Origin of the sequence: Citrobacter sp. Cu233 (assembly GCF_030332225.1) — a bacterium.
GTDB lineage: Bacteria > Pseudomonadota > Gammaproteobacteria > Enterobacterales > Enterobacteriaceae > Citrobacter.
The window spans coordinates 736816-755516 of sequence record NZ_JAOWIF010000028.1; the positions used below are offsets into that span (position 1 = coordinate 736816).

At 48.6% G+C, this 18701-nt stretch carries 16 protein-coding genes, 1 tRNA gene and 1 pseudogene; 6 read left to right on the forward strand and 12 right to left on the reverse strand.

Annotated features, from left to right (window positions below):
- Window positions 1-29 precede the first annotated feature (29 nt).
- The 9 genes and pseudogenes from OGX95_RS04275 to OGX95_RS04315 form a co-directional block, all read right to left on the reverse strand.
- The gene (locus OGX95_RS04275; RefSeq protein ID WP_286628432.1) at window positions 30-797 is read right to left on the reverse strand and encodes a putative bifunctional diguanylate cyclase/phosphodiesterase; all 768 of its coding nucleotides are present in this window, start codon (window positions 795-797) and stop codon (window positions 30-32) included.
- Between the two features lie 101 nt (window positions 798-898).
- The gene (locus tag OGX95_RS04280) at window positions 899-1480 is read right to left on the reverse strand and encodes a helix-turn-helix transcriptional regulator (protein ID WP_286628433.1); all 582 of its coding nucleotides are present in this window, start codon (window positions 1478-1480) and stop codon (window positions 899-901) included.
- Between the two features lie 21 nt (window positions 1481-1501).
- Window positions 1502-2197 (reverse strand): flagellar brake protein, encoded by a 696-nt coding sequence (locus tag OGX95_RS04285; protein ID WP_286628434.1) that lies wholly within the window; start codon window positions 2195-2197, stop codon window positions 1502-1504.
- Between the two features lie 586 nt (window positions 2198-2783).
- Window positions 2784-3071, reverse strand: a complete 288-nt coding sequence (locus OGX95_RS04290) for a DUF417 family protein (protein ID WP_502872757.1) — start codon at window positions 3069-3071, stop codon at window positions 2784-2786.
- 29 nt (window positions 3072-3100) lie between these two features.
- A pseudogene (locus tag OGX95_RS04295) lies at window positions 3101-3193 on the reverse strand (hypothetical protein); the annotation flags it as partial.
- Window positions 3194-3204: 11 nt separating this feature from the next.
- On the reverse strand, window positions 3205-6348 hold the full coding sequence (locus OGX95_RS04300) for a CusA/CzcA family heavy metal efflux RND transporter (RefSeq protein WP_286628435.1): 3144 nt from the start codon (window positions 6346-6348) through the stop codon (window positions 3205-3207).
- Window positions 6349-6359: 11 nt separating this feature from the next.
- Window positions 6360-7652, reverse strand: coding sequence for an efflux RND transporter periplasmic adaptor subunit (locus OGX95_RS04305; RefSeq protein WP_286628436.1), 1293 nt, complete (start codon window positions 7650-7652; stop codon window positions 6360-6362).
- A gap of 77 nt (window positions 7653-7729) precedes the next feature.
- On the reverse strand, window positions 7730-8077 hold the full coding sequence (gene cusF, locus OGX95_RS04310; protein WP_286628437.1) for a cation efflux system protein CusF: 348 nt from the start codon (window positions 8075-8077) through the stop codon (window positions 7730-7732).
- Between the two features lie 32 nt (window positions 8078-8109).
- Complete coding sequence (locus OGX95_RS04315) at window positions 8110-9492, reverse strand: efflux transporter outer membrane subunit (RefSeq protein ID WP_286628438.1); 1383 nt, start codon at window positions 9490-9492, stop codon at window positions 8110-8112.
- A 182-nt stretch (window positions 9493-9674) separates the two neighbouring features.
- On the opposite strand from OGX95_RS04315, the gene cusR reads away from it, so the two are divergent.
- From cusR to OGX95_RS04335, 4 genes are all read left to right on the forward strand, one after another.
- Window positions 9675-10358, forward strand: coding sequence for a copper response regulator transcription factor CusR (cusR, locus tag OGX95_RS04320; RefSeq protein ID WP_040232623.1), 684 nt, complete (start codon window positions 9675-9677; stop codon window positions 10356-10358).
- Window positions 10348-11799 carry a Cu(+)/Ag(+) sensor histidine kinase gene (locus tag OGX95_RS04325; RefSeq protein WP_286628439.1) on the forward strand — a complete coding sequence of 484 codons (1452 nt, stop codon included), beginning with the start codon at window positions 10348-10350 and terminating at the stop codon, window positions 11797-11799. Before cusR ends, OGX95_RS04325 begins: the two co-directional genes overlap by 11 nt.
- Before the next feature lie 144 nt (window positions 11800-11943).
- The gene (locus OGX95_RS04330) at window positions 11944-12153 is read left to right on the forward strand and encodes a PcoE/SilE family metal-binding protein (protein WP_286628694.1); all 210 of its coding nucleotides are present in this window, start codon (window positions 11944-11946) and stop codon (window positions 12151-12153) included.
- 83 nt (window positions 12154-12236) lie between these two features.
- Window positions 12237-13040 carry an MBL fold metallo-hydrolase gene (locus OGX95_RS04335; RefSeq protein ID WP_286628440.1) on the forward strand — a complete coding sequence of 268 codons (804 nt, stop codon included), beginning with the start codon at window positions 12237-12239 and terminating at the stop codon, window positions 13038-13040.
- A gap of 64 nt (window positions 13041-13104) precedes the next feature.
- Here OGX95_RS04335 and OGX95_RS04340 read toward each other — a convergent pair whose 3' ends face one another.
- Together OGX95_RS04340 and OGX95_RS04345 are read right to left on the reverse strand one after the other, a co-directional pair.
- On the reverse strand, window positions 13105-15549 hold the full coding sequence (locus OGX95_RS04340; RefSeq protein WP_286628441.1) for a trimethylamine-N-oxide reductase 2: 2445 nt from the start codon (window positions 15547-15549) through the stop codon (window positions 13105-13107).
- Window positions 15550-15569: 20 nt separating this feature from the next.
- On the reverse strand, window positions 15570-16664 hold the full coding sequence (locus OGX95_RS04345) for a NapC/NirT family cytochrome c (RefSeq protein ID WP_286628442.1): 1095 nt from the start codon (window positions 16662-16664) through the stop codon (window positions 15570-15572).
- A gap of 529 nt (window positions 16665-17193) precedes the next feature.
- Here OGX95_RS04345 and uspF point away from each other — a divergent pair.
- Window positions 17194-17622 carry a universal stress protein UspF gene (uspF, locus tag OGX95_RS04350; RefSeq protein WP_286628443.1) on the forward strand — a complete coding sequence of 143 codons (429 nt, stop codon included), beginning with the start codon at window positions 17194-17196 and terminating at the stop codon, window positions 17620-17622.
- A gap of 148 nt (window positions 17623-17770) precedes the next feature.
- On the opposite strand, the gene OGX95_RS04355 is transcribed toward uspF, so the two are convergent.
- A tRNA-Arg gene (locus OGX95_RS04355) sits at window positions 17771-17847 on the reverse strand.
- A gap of 254 nt (window positions 17848-18101) precedes the next feature.
- On the opposite strand from OGX95_RS04355, the gene fimW reads away from it, so the two are divergent.
- Window positions 18102-18695 carry a fimbria biosynthesis transcriptional regulator FimW gene (gene fimW / locus OGX95_RS04360; protein ID WP_286628444.1) on the forward strand — a complete coding sequence of 198 codons (594 nt, stop codon included), beginning with the start codon at window positions 18102-18104 and terminating at the stop codon, window positions 18693-18695.
- The last annotated feature ends 6 nt before the right edge of the window (window positions 18696-18701 follow it).

The window sequence follows — 18701 nt, forward strand, 5'->3', positions numbered from 1 at the left end:
ACTAAGGGGAACAACAAAGAGGGATGAGATTAACGGTTATAGTGCGCGATGAGTGAAGGAATCTCTTCTGCCGACACAGGGGGAGAAATGAAGAAGCCTTGAATTTTGTCACAGCCGATCTGCGTCAGGCGATCCAGTTGAGACTGGGTTTCGACCCCTTCGGCCAGGACTTCAATGCCAAAATTGTGCGCTAAAGAAATGATGCCCTCAATAATCCTTGTCGATTTAGTATCGGGCTCTATTTCAGTGACAAATTCTTTATCAATTTTTAAGGTATCAAAAGGGTATTTCAACAGATAATTAAGATTAGCGTGCCCGGTGCCAAAATCATCGAGCGCTAATTTGACCCCTATAGCCTTCAGTTCCGTCATATTTTTCGCCGCTATTTGACTGTCACACAGCGGCGATGTTTCCGTTACTTCAATCTGGCATCGATGAACTGGAAGGCCGGAAGCGGCCAGGTTTTGTCTGACTCGTTGAGGTAAAAGAGGATCGCAGAATTCAAGCGCAGAAATATTTACTGATAATACAAGAGGTTCAGGCCAGGCACTCGCAACATTCCACGGCGGACTGGCAACCATATCTTCAATTGAAAATATATTGCCACTGTCTTCCAGTAACGTAATAAACACATCAGGAGAGATCATACCCATCTGGGGGCTGTTCCACCGCATTAATGCTTCAAACCCGCTAATACACTCGGTATGTAAATTAAAAATAGGCTGATAAACCATATAAAGCTGACTGGTATTCAATGCCTTTTCAAGCGCGGTGAGCACCTCATCGGAATTAAACATTCCCCCTCTCCCTCTACAAATCCTATAAATTAAAAACCAGTCAAAATCACTCCCGAGTTGTACCTGCTGTTAATGCATTACATCAGAAAAGAATAGCCAGGTTAGGGTAAAAAAGACATGCTATGGGTAAATCTGACAATCAGTTTATTCAGATCAGACGTATTGGTCAGTCCCAGCTTGGCGACAACCCTCATCTTATGCGCCTGAATAGTCTTATAGTTCAGACTAACCAACTCAGAGATTTCCCTGGCAGAATAACCACTTACCAATAAATTGAGGATTTGTTGTTCTCTTTCCGTCAATCTTTTCTGCGAACGATACAGTCGGGGATTCCATTTCCCGACCGACAACGTAGCCAACTGAGCAAAATCACGCAATGAAGATTTCTCAGTCAATACTATAGTTTTTTCAACGTATAATAATTCAATACATAATTTCGCCACCAAACTATCAGCTACGATGACGACGACGCTATTATAAAACTTGAACCGGTTTTTATTCAAAAACTGCACAATGGCGGAACACGGCTGTTCATTGTTAATGATATTAAAAACCATTGTCTGATGCTGGCATAATGACGACTGCTGCAACATATCCTCAAACTGGAATGTTTTTATCGGCACATGTTTGCTTGTCAGGTAGGCAAACATTCCATTGCCCACAAAATTATCACTGCCACACATCAACATCCTGTTCACCGCTCCTTATAAGCTTCTAATTTTATTACTCATTAAAAATTTAATAATGGTTTTCTCAACTTCAGCCTCTTCACGGCGATTCTTAAAATCGAATTCGCAAGAAACCTGATGACAGGAATACAATTGATTATCCTCATCAAATTCGTTGATCGCGACGACATCAATGACTTTTAAATCAAGCTGAAAACTGCCGAACGTATCAAAATCCAGAGCAGCATTTTTAATCACTGCATCCTTGTAAAGAAAACGGGCATTAACATCTTTAGCGATTAGTGCACAGCCACCCTGAGAGATGTTTTTAATCTTAAGTGAGTAGTTCTCTCCGTTTTTGTAACGACCAAAACAGAAAAAATCGAACCCCTTCAGAAAAGAAAACCGCTGATTCTGTCGCTGTTGGGCAAAGAAAATCATATCCGGGATGAGGTAGGATAATCCTGCCTCAGCACCTGTTGATGGGGTTGCTTCAAATCTGGCGCTAAATTTTATAATCCCGCTATCACTGTGCAGGATAAAGTATTGGATCTTTTCAGGAATGATGTCTTCATGGCCGGTGACCACAAAACGTTCGAAATCGATCCTTTCTAACTGCGTGATGGCGCTGGTGTTTTCACATAAAACTTCCAGCTTCGTCTTCTTATGCAGTTCTTCACGAAGGATAGCGATGATCTCAAACTTGTTGTCCTTTGCTAATCCAAAGTTCATTCTAAAACCCTTATTTCCATATTTAAGATATGTCTCGGCCCCGGTCTGATGACAGACAAAAACACGAGATCAGCATCCACCCCTGGCGCCTAATTACCATAGTGGATTCCATGTCGAACAGTTGATTAAAATTTAAGTTTTTAACTATCTTTTGTCATTTATTGATACGTAAAAACATTTAATCAGAATTAATTTTAGCTTAAGCCATGCCTAAAACCATGCAAACCTACGTAATTACTATAACAAAAGCGAATAACAAGACCTTTCAAAATGCGATTTTGAGATAATAAATAGCAATAATCGCATAGAAATAAAATAGAAAAAATGCTTTAAAACTAAGGGGTTGACAATACAGAGCGTGGACGGGTGTTTGCTGAACCTATAGGCAAGATATCCAGCGGGTGGGCATTAGCCAACTGATATCAATACAATGACGTCTCATTTCACAGGGAAGGCTGTATCATTCAGGTATATTAATCATAATTTAACTTAAGTGATAAAAAAGGCCAACATCATGCTGACCCCGGTAAATACCGAATTAAATTAGAGTGGCAAACTATCTTACAGAGGGCACAGCGTTAAAAATTCAATACCGTTGTTTAACGATTGCTCGGGCAGAATCAGCAATTTTCATTACTGCCCCAGCCAACATTAACGTGTCTTTTAGCACCACACGTCCCGCCCCCGATAAATACGGAAAACCGTGGTGTAAATCACCCAATGGCATAATCCATGCTTCTGGTGTGGTAATTAAAAACGACAAGGTGACAAGCGGCGTTGCAAATGCCAGCACTCCCCCCATCAATCCTAACCCAGAATAGCTGTTCGATAGTATTGTGCTGTATAACAATATGATAAAAAAAGCCCCACACAGGTGGGGCAAAGATGCAGACTCTATATTTATTATTGAACGAGAGAAAAAAGGTCGTTTAATGACTCACTCATACCTGGATGGGTAAATATTTGGTCACGCAACACGGTATATTGAAGGTGAGCGCTATCAGGGGTTATTTCTGGGTGCGATGCCTGTGTAGCCACATCAGCTTATACGCTGCCGGAATGATGAACAGTGACAGCAAAGGTGCCGTGATCATGCCGCCAATCATCGGTGCAGCGATACGGCTCATGACTTCAGACCCGGCACCCGTTCCCCATAGAATCGGCAGCAGACCCGCAATGATGACCGCTACAGTCATTGCTTTAGGACGCACACGCAGTACCGCTCCGTGGTACAACGCCTCATCCAGTTTATCCACGGTAAAGGTGTGCGGATTTTCCAGCGCAGGCTCTGCTTCAATTGCGTGGCGCAGGTACATCAGCATCACCACACCAAATTCAGCAGCCACGCCTGCCAGTGCGATGAATCCGGTTCCGGTCGCGACCGACATATGGAATCCCATCCAGTAAAGAAACCAAATTCCGCCTACCAGCGCAAAGGGCACACTGGTAATAATCAACAGTGCTTCGCCAAAACGACGGAATGCCAGATACAGCAGCACGAAGATAATCATCAATGTCATCGGCACCATCAGTTTGAGCTTATGACTGGCGCGCTCGAGCAGCTCAAATTGTCCCGAGAATGCCACGCTGGTCCCCGGTTTTAGCTGGACGTTTTCAGCAATCGCTTTTTTCAGATCGTTCACCACCGACACCATGTCGCGATCGCGGGCATCAATGTAGATCCAACTGGTTGGCCGCGCGTTCTCAGTTTTCAACATCGACGGCCCAGAAACCACCTGTACATCCGCCACATCCGCTAGCGTGATTTGCTGTTTCATTGGCGTCAGTATCGGCAGATTCCGTAGCGTTTCCGGGCTATCGCGATAGCTTTGTGGATAACGCAGATTGATCGGATAGCGGGCAATCCCTTCAACCGTTTCACTTACCATGGCGCCGCCTACCGCTGAGGTGATAAACAGCTGCACATCACCGACGGTCATCCCATAACGGGCGGCCTTTTCACGATGAATATCTACGCTAAGATAACGCCCGCCGACCAGACGTTCAGCCAATGCGGACGCCACGCCAGGCACCGTTCTTGCGACTTCTTCGATTTGTTCTGCCGTAGCGTCAATATCCGACAACACGGTACCCGATACCTTAATGCCAATAGGACTTTTAATCCCCGTAGAGAGCATATCGATACGGTTACGAATTGGTGGTACCCACAGGTTCGCCAGCCCCGGTAAACGAACGGTTTTGTCCAGTTCCTCAATGATTTTGTCCATCGTCATCCCCGGACGCCACTGATCCTGCGGTTTCAACTGGATGGTGGTTTCCACCATTTCCAACGGTGCGGAGTCGGTGGCGGTTTCAGCTTTACCGGTTTTACCAAACACACGCGCCACTTCAGGAACCGTCATGATGAGCTTATCGGTTTTTTGCAGCATATCTGCCGCCTGTGCTGCGGAAATTCCTGGCAAGGTTGAAGGCATATACAACAGATCGCCTTCGTTAATCTGCGGTAAGAATTCACCCCCAACCTTATTCAGCGGAAAGATGACTGTCAGGATCGATAGCACCGCCACCAGCAGGGTCGTTTTCGGCCAGTGCAGCACTTTCAACAATAACGGATGGTAAATACGAATCAGGAAACGGTTGAGCGGGTTGCTGCTTTCCGCCGGGATCTTGCCACGGATCCAAAATCCCATCAGGATCGGGATCACCGCAATGGCCAGAAACGCAGCACCTGCCATAGCGTAGGTTTTGGTAAACGCCAGCGGACCAAACAACCGTCCTTCCTGCCCTTCAAGCGTGAAGATAGGGATAAACGACAGCGTGATAATCAGTAAGCTAATGAACAGCGCCGGGCCGACTTCCACCGAGGCGTTGGTGATGACTTTCCAGCGCGTGTCGTTATCCAGCTTTTCACCCGGATGCTGATGCCCCCACTCTTCCAGCCGCTTATGCGCGTTCTCAATCATAACGATTGCGGCATCAACCATCGCGCCGACCGCGATGGCTATCCCCCCAAGCGACATAATGTTGGCGTTCAGTCCCTGGAAATGCATCACAATAAACGCGATACACAGTCCCAGCGGCAGAGAAATAATCGCCACCAGCGCCGAGCGGATATGCCACAGGAAAAGCGCGCACACCAGCGCCACAACGATAAATTCTTCCAGCAGCTTGTAGCTCAGGTTATCAATCGCGCGATCGATCAGTTGACTGCGATCGTATGTTGTAACTATTTCAACGCCTTCTGGCAGACTGCCCTTCAGCGTTTCAAGTTTAGCCTTAACCGCGGAAATCACCTCGCGCGCATTTTTACCGGAACGCAGGATCACTACACCGCCTGCCACTTCGCCTTCGCCATTCAGCTCGGCGATCCCGCGGCGCATTTCCGGCCCAATTTGTACGCGGGCAACATCACGCAGATAGACCGGTACGCCATCAGCGCCGGTTTTCAGCACGATACTATTGAAGTCATCAAGGGACTGCAGATACCCACTGGCGCGGACCATATATTCCGCTTCGGCCATTTCGACAGATGAACCACCGGCTTCCTGGTTTGAGGCATCCAGCGCCGATTTCACCTCACCCAGGCTGATGCCATATTGCGTCAGCTTCATCGGATCGATGACAACCTGATACTCTTTGACCACACCGCCCACCGAAGCCACTTCCGCCACGTTGGGGATCGTTTTCAGTTCATATTTTAAAAACCAGTCCTGCAGTGAGCGCAGTTCGGCCAGATCGTGTTTTCCGCTGCGATCTACCAGCGCATATTCAAAGATCCAGCCGACACCGGTGGCATCCGGCCCCATTTCCGCGCTGACGCCTGCGGGTAATTTCCCCTGCACCTGGTTGAGATATTCCAGAACCCGGGAGCGCGCCCAATAAGGATCGGTACCATCTTCAAAAATGACATACACGTAAGAGTCGCCAAATTGCGAGAAACCACGCACCGTTTTCGCTCCCGGCACCGACAGCATGGTGGTGGTCAGCGGATAGGTCACCTGATTTTCAACAATTTGCGGTGCTTGCCCCGGATAACTGGTTTTGATGATCACCTGCACATCAGAGAGATCGGGCAGCGCATCAACCGGCGTATTCACGATGGTCCAGGTGCCCCAGATGCTGAGAAACAGCGCCCCCATCATCACCAGGAAACGGTTTGCCACCGAGCGGCGAATAATCCATTCAATCATTTATCATATCCTCAGTGTGAATGGGTCGCCTGAGCTGGCATCGCGGGGACAGCGTGTGTCCCGTTTGTCTGGGCGCGCATACGATCCAGCGCGCCAGAAATATTCGCTTCGGAATCGATCAGAAACAGACCGCTGGACACCACGTTTTCACCTTCGCTCAGACCAGAGCGGATGGCCGTTAACCCCTGAGACTCATGGAATACGGCAACCTGCTTAGGTACAAATCGTCCTTCATTATCGACGGTGATAACCCGCTGTTCGGTACCGGTATCAATCAGCGCTTTAGACGGGATCAGCAGCATCGGTTCGCTTTGCGTTTTTAGTTGCAGATAGGCATTCATTCCCGGCTTAAGGGCCTCATCCGGGTTATCAACCTGTAGGCGAAGCTGGAGCGTGCGCGTCGTGGCATCCACACTCGGCAAAATACTCCATTTGCTAATGGTGAAGGGTTTACCCGGCCAGGCAGGTACGGTAATGGTGAATTGTGAGGCGTCTTTAATCAGCCAGGCGATAGATTCCGGGACTGCAGCGCTGACCCATACCGGATCCATCCCCTGAATTTTCGCGACCACATTATCTTTTGAGATGTTCATACCAGTTCGTAAATCAAACGCGGTAATCACCCCATCAATAGGGGCCTTCAGGGTAAAGCGGGTCTGAATTTTCCGCGTCGCTTTCAAGCGTTGAATGTCCGCCTCCGGCATTCCAGCCAGGCGTAATCTCTCCAGAATGCCTTCAACCTGCGTCGCGCTGCCGCCCGTTTCCCGCAGCAGTAAATATTCACTTTGTGCTTCTACCCAGTCAGGGATTGTCAGATCGATAAGCGGCGAGCCCTGCTTAATTTTGTCGCCCACGGTCAGCGGATAGACCTTCTCGATAAAACCTGCCGAACGCGCCTGAACAATGACAAATTGATATTCGTTATAACTGACGTTCGCCGGAAAAGTTTGTGCATATTGCAATGGCCCACGGCGCACGGGTTCGGTTTTTAGCCCCAGATTCTGGGTCTGTGTCGGGTCAATACGCACGCCCGGTGCGGATGTACTCGCCGTCTCTTCATCGGCATATTTCGGGATCAGATCCATATCCATAAACGGTGATTTACCCGGTTTATCAAACCGCGTGTTGGGATACATGGGGTCGTACCAGAATAAAACTTTACGCTCTTCTTTTTTTTGAGCAGCGCCGGTATCGGCCGATACTTTTGCGGAAGAATAATAGGTATACACACCGACAGAAATAATTCCGCCGACAATCATACTGCCAAGAATAAGCGCGGTATTTTTAATATTTAAAGACGCCATAGTGATTTCCATTGCGCGATAGTCTCGCCCGTGTTCAGGAAAACCCGGGCAAGAATAAAAGAGACCAGCGAGATCCGTTATTTACTGATATGAATATCGCGTAAGACAGAGAGATTTCCCTGCTGAACAAACGTAAATGCAACTTTATTACCAGGCTGAATATCGTCGGCCTTGGTATCAGGTACCAGCGTGAAACGCATCGTCATTGCCGGCCAGTTCACTGCGGGAATAGGCTCATGTTTAATCGTGACTTTTTTGCTATCCATATCAATAGCTTCAATCACACCTGTCGCACTAATCACTTGCTCCTGCTGGGCCACAGGCGCCATATTCATCATCTCGCCATGCTGATGTTCATTGGCCTGAGCGTTAAACATGACTACAGATAACAAAGTAAACAAAGCGGCTTCAACGGTAGTTTTCATGCAATATACTCCTGAGAATTTAAGATTAAAGATCATTCAACCCAGCCACCGCCTAAGGCAGCAAACAGCTTAATTTCATTAACCTGTTGGGCATAGTTAAGGTCGAGCAACGATTGCTGTGTAGTGAATAAAGAACGCTCGGCGTCCAATACTTCGATATAACTAACAGCACCATTTTGATAGAGTGCACGAGCGCGTTGCAGCGTGATTTGTAATGAGTCCAGATAACGCTGTTGACCGGTAATTTGATCGGCAAGGCTTTGACGCAACACCAGCGCATCCGCAACTTCTTTAAATGCGTTCTGAATTTTCTGCTCGTAATTCACCACCGATTGCTGCTGGCGGATTTCTGCTAAATCGAGATTTGACTGATTACGTCCAGCGTTAAAGATCGGAATGTCTATTTTCGGGACAAAATTCCACATGCCGCTGGCCGCATTAAAGAGACTGGAAAGATCGCCACTGCTGCTGGATACAGAGCTGGTCAGCGTAATCGATGGGAAAAACGCCGCTCGCGCAGCGCCAATATTGGCGTTCGCCGCCAGCAATCCATGTTCGGCTTCCATAATATCCGGACGCTGCAATAATATTTGCGATGGGAGTGCGGGGGGCAGTGTCACGGGTTTTATATCACCGCGACTGCGCACACGGTCGTCCGGTAATTTCCCGTACGTCCCCAACAATAATTGCAGTGCGTTGTTCGCCTGCGCCAGTTCACCTTGACGTTTGGCAATATCGCTGCGTGTGCTTTCAATCACGCCGCGAGCCTGTTCCAGTGCCAGCACGTTCGTACTGCCGGTCATCAACTGTTTCTCGACAAACGCAAAAGAGCGCTGGTAGTTTTGCAACGTTTCTTCGGCAATTTGCAGTTGCGCGTAAGCCAGACGCTGATTGAAATAGCTTTGCGCCACGTTAGAAATTAATGAAATATGCACCATTCGACGCGCTTCTTCACTGGCGAAAAAATTCTGCCGATCGGCTTCACTCATATTTTTCAGTCGTCCAAAGAAATCCAGATCGAAACTGAGATTCAGTCCCGCTTCAAATTCCCGGTTGGTGCTGCTATCACCTTTTAATTTCCCACTATAGGTACCGCTGGAACCGGCGTTAAGCTGCGGGTAACGATCGGCATCCGTCACACCATATTGCGCTTTCGCTTCCTGAACCTTCAGTACCGCCATGCGTAAATCACGGTTATTGACCAGCGCCTCACCAATCAACGCCTTCACCTGGGAGTCAACAAAAAAGGTACGCCAGCCCGTATCCTGATATCCCATCGGGGCTGAAACCAGCGTGTTCTGACTTAAGGAGAATTGCTGCGGAACCGGCAATGCAGGACGCTGATAGTCCGGAGCCAACGAGCAGCCAGCCAGAACAAAAATAGCGCTGAGGGTAAGAAGCTTAAATTTGTACATAGTTCTTCTCGTCCAGACCGGACTGATAACCATAAAAGATGTGTGAATTTATACCTGAATGACTCTGTTTAACCGGTGACAGGAAAATGACAAAACTGTCATTTTCCCAATAACCGATTGCTATCCGATCCGCCTTCTCTAGAATTGAAAATCCGCACAGCCAGTGCGTGATGGAGAATGTCATGAAGATTTTGATTGTCGAAGATGAAAAAAAAACCGGCGAATACCTGACGAAAGGCCTGACGGAAGCGGGTTTTGTTGTGGATTTGGCGGACAACGGTCTGAACGGATACCACCTGGCGATGACCGGTGATTATGACCTGCTCATTCTCGACATCATGCTGCCCGATGTAAACGGCTGGGATATCGTGCGAATGCTGCGCACCGCCAACAAAGGCATGCCCATTCTGCTTCTCACCGCACTGGGTACCATTGAGCATCGGGTTAAAGGTCTGGAGCTGGGGGCTGATGATTATTTGGTTAAACCGTTTGCCTTTGCAGAATTGCTGGCGCGGGTCAGAACGCTGCTGCGACGCGGAGCCGCGGTCATTGTCGAAAGTCAGTTTCAGGTCGCGGATTTAATGGTCGATCTGGTCAGCAGAAAAGTCACCCGCAACGGAACACGCATCACCCTGACCAGTAAAGAGTTTACGCTGCTTGAATTTTTCCTGCGTCATCAGGGAGAAGTATTGCCGCGTTCACTGATTGCCTCTCAAGTCTGGGATATGAATTTTGACAGCGACACCAATGCGATTGACGTCGCCGTGAAGCGTCTGCGGGCCAAAATCGATAATGACTTTGAGCCGAAACTGATTCAGACCGTGCGTGGTGTAGGGTACATGCTTGAGGTGCCGGATGGCCACTAAACGATTACAGCGCCCTTTTTCGCTGGCAACACGGTTAACCTTTTTTATCAGCCTGGCGACAATCGCCTCATTTTTCGCTTTCGCATGGATAATGATCCACTCGGTGAAAGTCCATTTCGCAGAGCAGGATATCAATGATTTAAAAGAAATCAGCGCGACGCTGGAGCGTATTATTAACCACCCGAACGAACCGGAATCGCGTCGGCTGGAAACACTAAAAAACGTAGTTTCGGGTTATTCTAACGTCATTATTTCTCTGGAAGATGCCAATCAGAGGGCCATTTTCCATTCACCTGATGCGCCAGATCTTCGTCAGTTTATCGCCACGGCAACGCCGGATAAAAATGCCCATACCCGTAATGTCTTTTTAATTTCCGGCCCAACACTGCAAACATCAGAACATGCACACGGTAAAAATGCGTCCTCCAACTGGCGAATGATTCGTTTACCCATTGGGCAGTTGCCAGACGGGAAACCGGCATATACGTTGTTTATGGCATTATCGATCGATTTTCATCTGCACTACATTAACGATTTGAAAAACAAGCTGATCATGACAGCATCGTTAATTAGCATGATGATTGTTTTTATCGTGCTGTTCGCCGTCTATAAAGGCCATGAACCGATCCGTAATGTCAGTCGGCGCATCCAAAATATCACCTCTAAAGATCTCGATGTTCGCCTGGACCCGCAGGCCGTGCCTATTGAGCTTGAGCAACTGGTCGAGTCGTTTAATCACATGATCGAACGAATCGAAGATGTGTTTAAACGTCAGTCCAATTTTTCTGCAGATATTGCTCACGAGATCCGCACACCAATCACCAACCTGGTGACGCAAACAGAAATTGCCCTCAGTCATCCCCGCAGCACGAAAGAGCTGGAAGATGTGCTCTACTCTAATCTCGAAGAGTTTGGGCGCATGTCGAAGATGGTGAGTGATATGTTGTTTCTGGCACAGGCAGACAATAACCAGCTGATCCCGGAAAAAACAGCGCTGAATCTTGCGGATGAAGTCAGTAAAGTGTTCGACTTTTTCGAAGCCTGGGCGGAAGAACGCGAAGTCAGCCTGCGCTTTGAAGGTCGGGCATGCTGGGTTTCTGGCGACCCGTTAATGTTACGCCGGGCAATGAGCAACCTGCTCTCTAACGCGATGCGCTATACGCCAAAAGGCGAGTCTGTCACCGTGCGAGTGAAAGAGGCTGATGATCTCGTGCATATTATTGTGGAAAATCCCGGTACGCCAATAGCCGCGGAACATCTGCCACGACTCTTTGACCGGTTTTATCGCGTCGATCCCTCACGACAGCGTAAAGGCGAAGGTAGCGGTATTGGCCTGGCGATAGTGAAATCGATTGTGATTGCCCACCAGGGCAAGGTCTCCGTAACATCCGACGCTCGCGCTACCCGCTTTATTCTGACATTACCCAAGTATGCCGCTTAATTATTATTGATGGCGCTAATGCGCCATCAATTAAACCTCATATTAATATTATTATTCTCTGACATAACCGTCATAATCCTGTCACGTCGCTGACTGTCCTCGCTCTTTATAATTTCTTCCGTAAACCCATACAGGAGAAATATGATGAATAAGATGTCCTCTTTTTTCGCTATCGCATTTTTTATCTCTGCTGGCGTTAATGCAGCAGAAACGTCACCCCATGCACAGTCATTTTCACAAATGAATGAACATGAAAAAGCGATGGTAGTACATCAGTCGATGAATAATGGTCATTCCTATGCCCATGAACAGCAGGCGGAAAAACACCGCGCACAGGCAAACTGTGCGCAGTAACAGATAACGCTAAAGAGCGCTGCGATCACAGCGCTCACAAAAGCCCTGAGCTACAGTATGTCGTTTTAATACTGGAGTCAGATGTGGCTTTAACCCTCACGGTATTGCTTGAAAACCGGCGCGCTGCGAGCGCAGATAAATCATTACGGGCAAAGCCTGGACTGAGTCTGTTAGTTCAGGATAAAACCACCACCATATTGTTTGATACCGGGCCGGATGACAGCTTCATACTTAACGCCGCGCAAATGGGGGTTGATTTATCGCAGCTTGACGCCGTGGTGCTTTCGCATGGCCATTACGATCATTGTGGCGGCGTGCCGTGGCTTGCAGATAACAGTCGTGTCATTTGCCATCCTCAAATCGCCTGTGAGCGTTACGCCTCAATAACTCTTGCGGGAACGCCGCGAAAAATAAAAAAACTCTCCCGCGATAACGACTACTCTCGACTCATCATGGAATACACCCGCAAACCGTTGGATATTAGCGATCGATTTTTATGGTCCGGGGAAATTAGCGTTCCCACTCCGCAGGCCTATGGCGTTATTAGTGAGGAAACACCTCAACCGGATTACATCAGCGATGAAGGTGTCTTGATTTATAAATCTGAGCGCGGATTAGTCATTATTACCGGCTGCGGACATCGGGGAATTGAGAATATCGTACGCCATTGCCAGAATATCACCGGTGTTAACAAAATTTACGCCCTCATCGGTGGGTTCCATTTACGCGCCGCCTCACCCGCTAAGCTATGGCGGACGCGAAAATTTATTAAGCAACAGCAACCGGAAAAGCTGCTCGGCTGCCATTGCACCGGTTCATGGGGACGTTTGTGGCTACCGGGAACTGACGCCCCGGCAACGGGAGATGTAATTGTTCTGGAAGAGTAACGACAGTAAAAGTTGCTAAAACAGAAAAAACGGGAACCTTTCGGTTCCCGTTTATCAGCCACCATTACATAGTGACGATTTCAGGCTCATCAAAAACAGTGAGTTTTGGTGCTTCACCGGTGAATTTTTCTGCGTATACCAGACTGGTATTCCCCGCACAGCCATTCGCCAGCCTTGACGTCGGGATATCTGCCGTCAGCACGTTCGCGCCACCGTTTTTGCAGATGCCGTTTTCAATATCCGGCCATGCACCTTCATGGATACAGATGATTCCCGGTTTGATACCGTCACTGACGTGTGCGCCAACAAGCACCTGTCCACGCGCATTCCATACGCGTACCAGATCGCCCTCGGCAATACCTCTGGCTTTCGCATCATCCGGGTGAATTGTTACCGGCTCCCGATTAGCAATCGCGTACTCTTTACGCAACGACGCGTAGTTCAACTGACTGTGCAGGCGATGTGCCGGGTGCGCCGTCAGTAGCTGCAGCTGATCCTTATCCGCCGTTCCTTTCCACTCATCAGGCTCAATCCACGACGCATGTGGCGGGCAGTCTTTGTACTGATAGCCTTCAATCGTTTTCGAGTAGATTTCAATCTTGCCACTCGGCGTTCCAAGCGCATTCATCACCGGATCGCTGCGGAATTCCGCATAGCGCACATATTTGTTGTTCTTTTCATTCTCACGCATTTCAATCAGTTTGTTCTGCTGCCAGAACGCATTGAACTGAGGCATGGCGACGCGCTGGGCACGGGCGGCTTTTTGCGCGACATCATAGAACTGCTTCAGCCACGCCATTTCATCTTTGCCTTCGGTGTAGACCGCTTTCCCGCCCGGCTTGAGCATCTCAGACAGATCGGCAAATACGTCAAAGTCGCTACGTGCTTCAAACTGCGGCGCGATGACCTGCTTCATCGGTACCAGATGCTGGTTACTGTAGTCACCGGTCATGGTCAGATCGTTGCGTTCGAACGACGTGGTGATCGGCAGAACAATATCGGCGTGTTTGGCCGCTGCGGTCCAGTAGCACTCAGAGATGACAACCAGTTCAGGCTTCTGCCAGGCTTTGATTAAGCGGTTGGTATCCTGATGATGGGTAAAGTTAGCGCCGCCCGCCCACCAGATCATTTTGATATCCGGGAAAGTTTGCTCTTTACCGTTATGCTGATATTTGCCGCCAGGGTTTTCCAGTGCTTCAACAATTCGCGCTACCGGCAGGCTGGTCACTGCATCGGAAACCGCCCAGTCGTTGCCCGCTGATGATCCACCTTCAATTTTGGCGGAGATTGCTGGCAATACCCCACCGGTGCGCGTTGGGTTACCGCCGTTAGAATAGTGATACGAGAACCCAAAGCCGCCGCCTTCGGTACCAATTTGCCCCAGCATCGCCGCCAGCGTCACCAGCATCCAGTGTTTTTGCTCACCGTATTGCTGGCGCTGAATCCCCCACCCCGCCATGAGCATCGTTTTATTACTGGAGAAAATTTCCGCCAACTTCTCAAGTTGCTCAGCAGGCACGCCGCACACGCCGGAAGCCCACTCGGCAGTTTTCTCTATTTTGTCACTCTTGCCGAGCAAATACTCTTCAAACTGCGGGTATCCGGTGGTGTATTTTTCCAGGAAAGCTTTGTCGTGGAGATTTTTCTTCACCAGCGTATGGGCGATCCCCAGCATCATCGCCACATCGGTCCCCATATGTGGCGCAATCCAGGTGGCATTATCACCAAAGAATTCGATGGTTTCAGAACGCATCGGATCGATGGCAATGACGCTTTTGCCTGATTTCTTCAGCAGATTAAAGTATTCGATCCCCTGTTCATCCGTGCTGCTCCAGGCAATCTTGAGAGTATTGAGCGGGTTCATCCCCCACAACACCACAACCTGACTGTGCTCAAGCACCATCGGCCAGGTGGTTTGCTGCTCATAGACCTCAACCGATCCCACAACGTAAGGCATGATCACCTGCGCGGCACCGGTTGAATAATCTCCGGTATGACCAGCGTAGCCACCCGCCATGCTCATATAGCGTTGCAGTAAGGTTTGCGCTTTATGCAGAACGCCGCTGGAGCGCCAGCCATATGAACCGGCAAATATCGAAGCCGGGCCATAGCTGCTACGGATCCGGCTATGCTGCTCATGAATGAGCTTCAGCGCCTGCTCCCAGCTAACCCGCACGAAGGGATCGTTTCCACGTTTTCCATCCGCTTTACCCGGGTTTTCAAGATAGCTTTTGCGCACCATCGGATATTTTACGCGGATATTGGTGTGGACCTGATCCGGTGCGGTTTGTTGTAGCGAGTTCGGTACCGTTTTAGGCAACGCGCCTTTTGAGGAAACCACTTTGCCGTCTTTTACTTCCACATATACCGCGCCCCAACGCGCTGCCGTCAGGATCGCCCCGCCATTTTGACCTTCGGCCCAGGCCGGCATTGGGATCACCGAAGAAATCGCCATTGTTCCGGTAGCCGCGCCAGCCGTCTTGATAAAGTCACGTCTTGTGAGTTTCATGATTTCTCCTGATCTATCGCTTATTTGTTCATGTCTTTAGCGTTGTACTGGAAGTAACGGCTCAGGATATCCAGTTCGTTTTCACTGATATTGGTACGAGCGCCCATCCCTTTCGCCACTGAAGGCCAGGCGTTGAGCGTGAAATGATTCGCCGGAATTGGCGCATGGCAGCCCGCGCAGTACACATTGTCGAGTTTGCGTGCGTAATCCCACATAGGCTCGCGGCTGGCGAGGGCCGAACCGCTCCATTCGCCCTGCAACACAACATCTCGCCACGCATTGCCGTAATCATCTGTTTTCCAGTCAGAGAGAATCTTCAGCGATTGCTGACCTTTTTCACTCAGGCTGGCAAGAATCAAACGCTGTCCTGCCGCGTAGTAAATGACCTGTTCACTTCCCTGCATCTGGCTACCACGAATCTCGACCAGACGCGTATTGTCCGTTGTTTTCAGAACCTGCATTTGTGTTGCCGGGTAAACGGTTCCCAGATCGCCCAACGCGGTGTTGCTTACGGCATAAATCTCAGTTGCCGAGGCCGGTGTGGAGGCTGACTGCGCTTCAAGCCCTTTGAGCGCACTGTCATCCATTTTGATTTCAGGTGGGAAGTGGGCTACCCCTTTGTGGCAATCAATACAGGTTTGCTTTTCTGCGATGCCCATTTTGTGCATTTTCTGGGCATCCGCGCTTTGTGCGGCAAGGTCCATCGCGTCCATGCTGTGACAGCTTCGGCAGGTCGCAGAATCACTCGCCTTAAGCTGGGCCCAGACGGTTTGCGCCATCTCCAGACGGTGTTCTTCAAATTTTTCCGGGGTATCAATCTTTTTGGTTATGAACTGATGGTAAACATCTTTTGAGGCCCGCAGCTTAGCCACCAGATAGTCCAGACCCCCTTGCGGGATATGACAGTCCGCACACTCTGCGCGAATACCTTTCTGGTTCTGGAAGTGGACCGAACCGGTATATTCCTCATAGGGTGCCTGCATCGTATGGCAAGACAAACAAAATTCCGTGCTCGAGGTTTTATGCAATGTCCATTGCCCGGCCAACACAATAATGGCACCCAGAACAATGCACAGCAGCATCGTCCAGAGGATGGTTTTATTTATTTTTCTCATCTTTTATTCCCGCAAGACAAATACCCTTTTATAGGTAGACAATAATTATCCGAAAGCGGCTGTTTATTGATATTCATCAACTGAATAGAGAAATGAGAATCAGCATGCGGGTAAATTTGAAGGGACTCGCATATTTAATGAGAACGAAATGTAAATACCAAATTTAGTTTAAAATCAGAACTTTAATCGGTGTTTTAGGTTTATTAATCTATTGATAATTGAAATGTCAGAATAAAAGATGGAAGACCGCATAACGCCGCTGAAATTAATCCCTTAGCAACACCCGTTATATAATTAAATATACAATGAAAGGAGATAAAAAACGACTTCTTTTCTATTTCACGATCGCGAGTGTTAAAAAAAATATCTTTCTTGCAGTTTTGCTCAGGCATACATTCCCGCCAGGACTTGCGGCACATACCTTTCATTGAAACACATTTATGCACGCAACCTTGATCTGGTCACTTATTATACAGAAACAACTTTCGCTACACTCAGGGTAGAGGTCAACAAACAGGAGGTAGTGAATATGTATCGCTCAATTCTGGTGCCCATTGATATCTCTGAAGCCGATTTAACCCGCCATGTTGTTCCACAAGTGCAGGCGCATGCCAAAACCGCGAAGGTCCACTTTTTAGCCGTTATTCCTACCGTTCCGTTTTATGCCTCGCTGGGGCTGGCCTATTCAACTGAATTCCCGGACAGAAGTGGTCTGCAGGCCAAGGCCAGCGAAAAACTCGAAGAGATTATTAAGCAGTTCAATATTCCTGCAGGCAGGAGTCAAACTCATGTCGTTTACGGCCCGCCAAAGGATCAGATCCTCAAACTGGCGGAATCAGTAGACGCCGAGCTTATCGTCATCGCCTCACATAAGCCGGGTTTCAGCACCTATCTGTTGGGGTCAACCGCCGCAGCTGTAGTACGTCATGCCAAATGCCCCGTGCTTGTTGTGCGGTGATATTGGTTAGAAAAACAGGAAAACGGGAGCGATCAGGCTCCCGTTTTTATATCCCCAAAACGCTGCAGAAAAAGTTAAATTCAGAGCTGCTGATGTAGACGTTATGCCTGCAGGAATAAGACCGTGCCGAGAGGATATTTTATCGAGATGGTACGCCCTGTAGGATTCGAACCTACGACCTACGGCTTAGAAGGCCGTTGCTCTATCCAACTGAGCTAAGGGCGCATAGAGAAGTGATGACTTCATGCAGATGAAACGCGTGAATTATACGGTCAGCGCCTGCTGAGTCAATGCCTTTTGTTCCGGTTGCTGACGAAGTGTACGAATGTTGTTTTTTCTGGTCGTTCATGGGGTTCCAGGAAATCACCTGGTAACAACTCAGCCAGCATAATGCGGGATTTAAGGTTACAAGTATTTAGAAAATTAATGATTTTGCTTAACATTCCCCAACCACTTCCCTGCAGTTCAGGACCTCGTCAATGTTAAGTATCGCTATCAAGGAAGAAAATAGTCATTTCGAACATGGGCTGAAAATCATCATCTCCCGCCTGGCAAATCAGTGGCGTCAGGACATCTGCTTCTTACCAACCGAAGATATCGATCGTGCAGACATCGCCTTTATTTCGCTGGATGACGATTGGCTCAGTGCAGGATGTTATCAGGTTCCCGTCCACACCAGACGCCAACATCGGGTTATCATCTGCAATGGAGGCGATAAAGATAAGCTGATGTTTCGCCCCTGCCTGTATATGCTGCCGCTGATCTATCGGGAAGATAATGTGGAAGCGATAACCCAAAAATTGATCCTGATTCTGCAAAAACGCGCGCTCCGCCACAGTGTGCCTGCAACCGTCTGCCATTTCTGTACCACCCGCAACTTTTCGGTGGAGGAACGCCAGTTCTTAATGCTACTTGCCAGCGGTAACACGCTCGCTGAAACGGCACATCTTCTCTCCATCAACGATATACAGGCCAGAGCAACTCGCCGCCGCATTATGAAAAAGCTGGATGTGAAAAATGATCAGCAATTTTTAAGGTATATCAGGGCACACCTGAGTTTTCTGCAACAATAGAGTGGG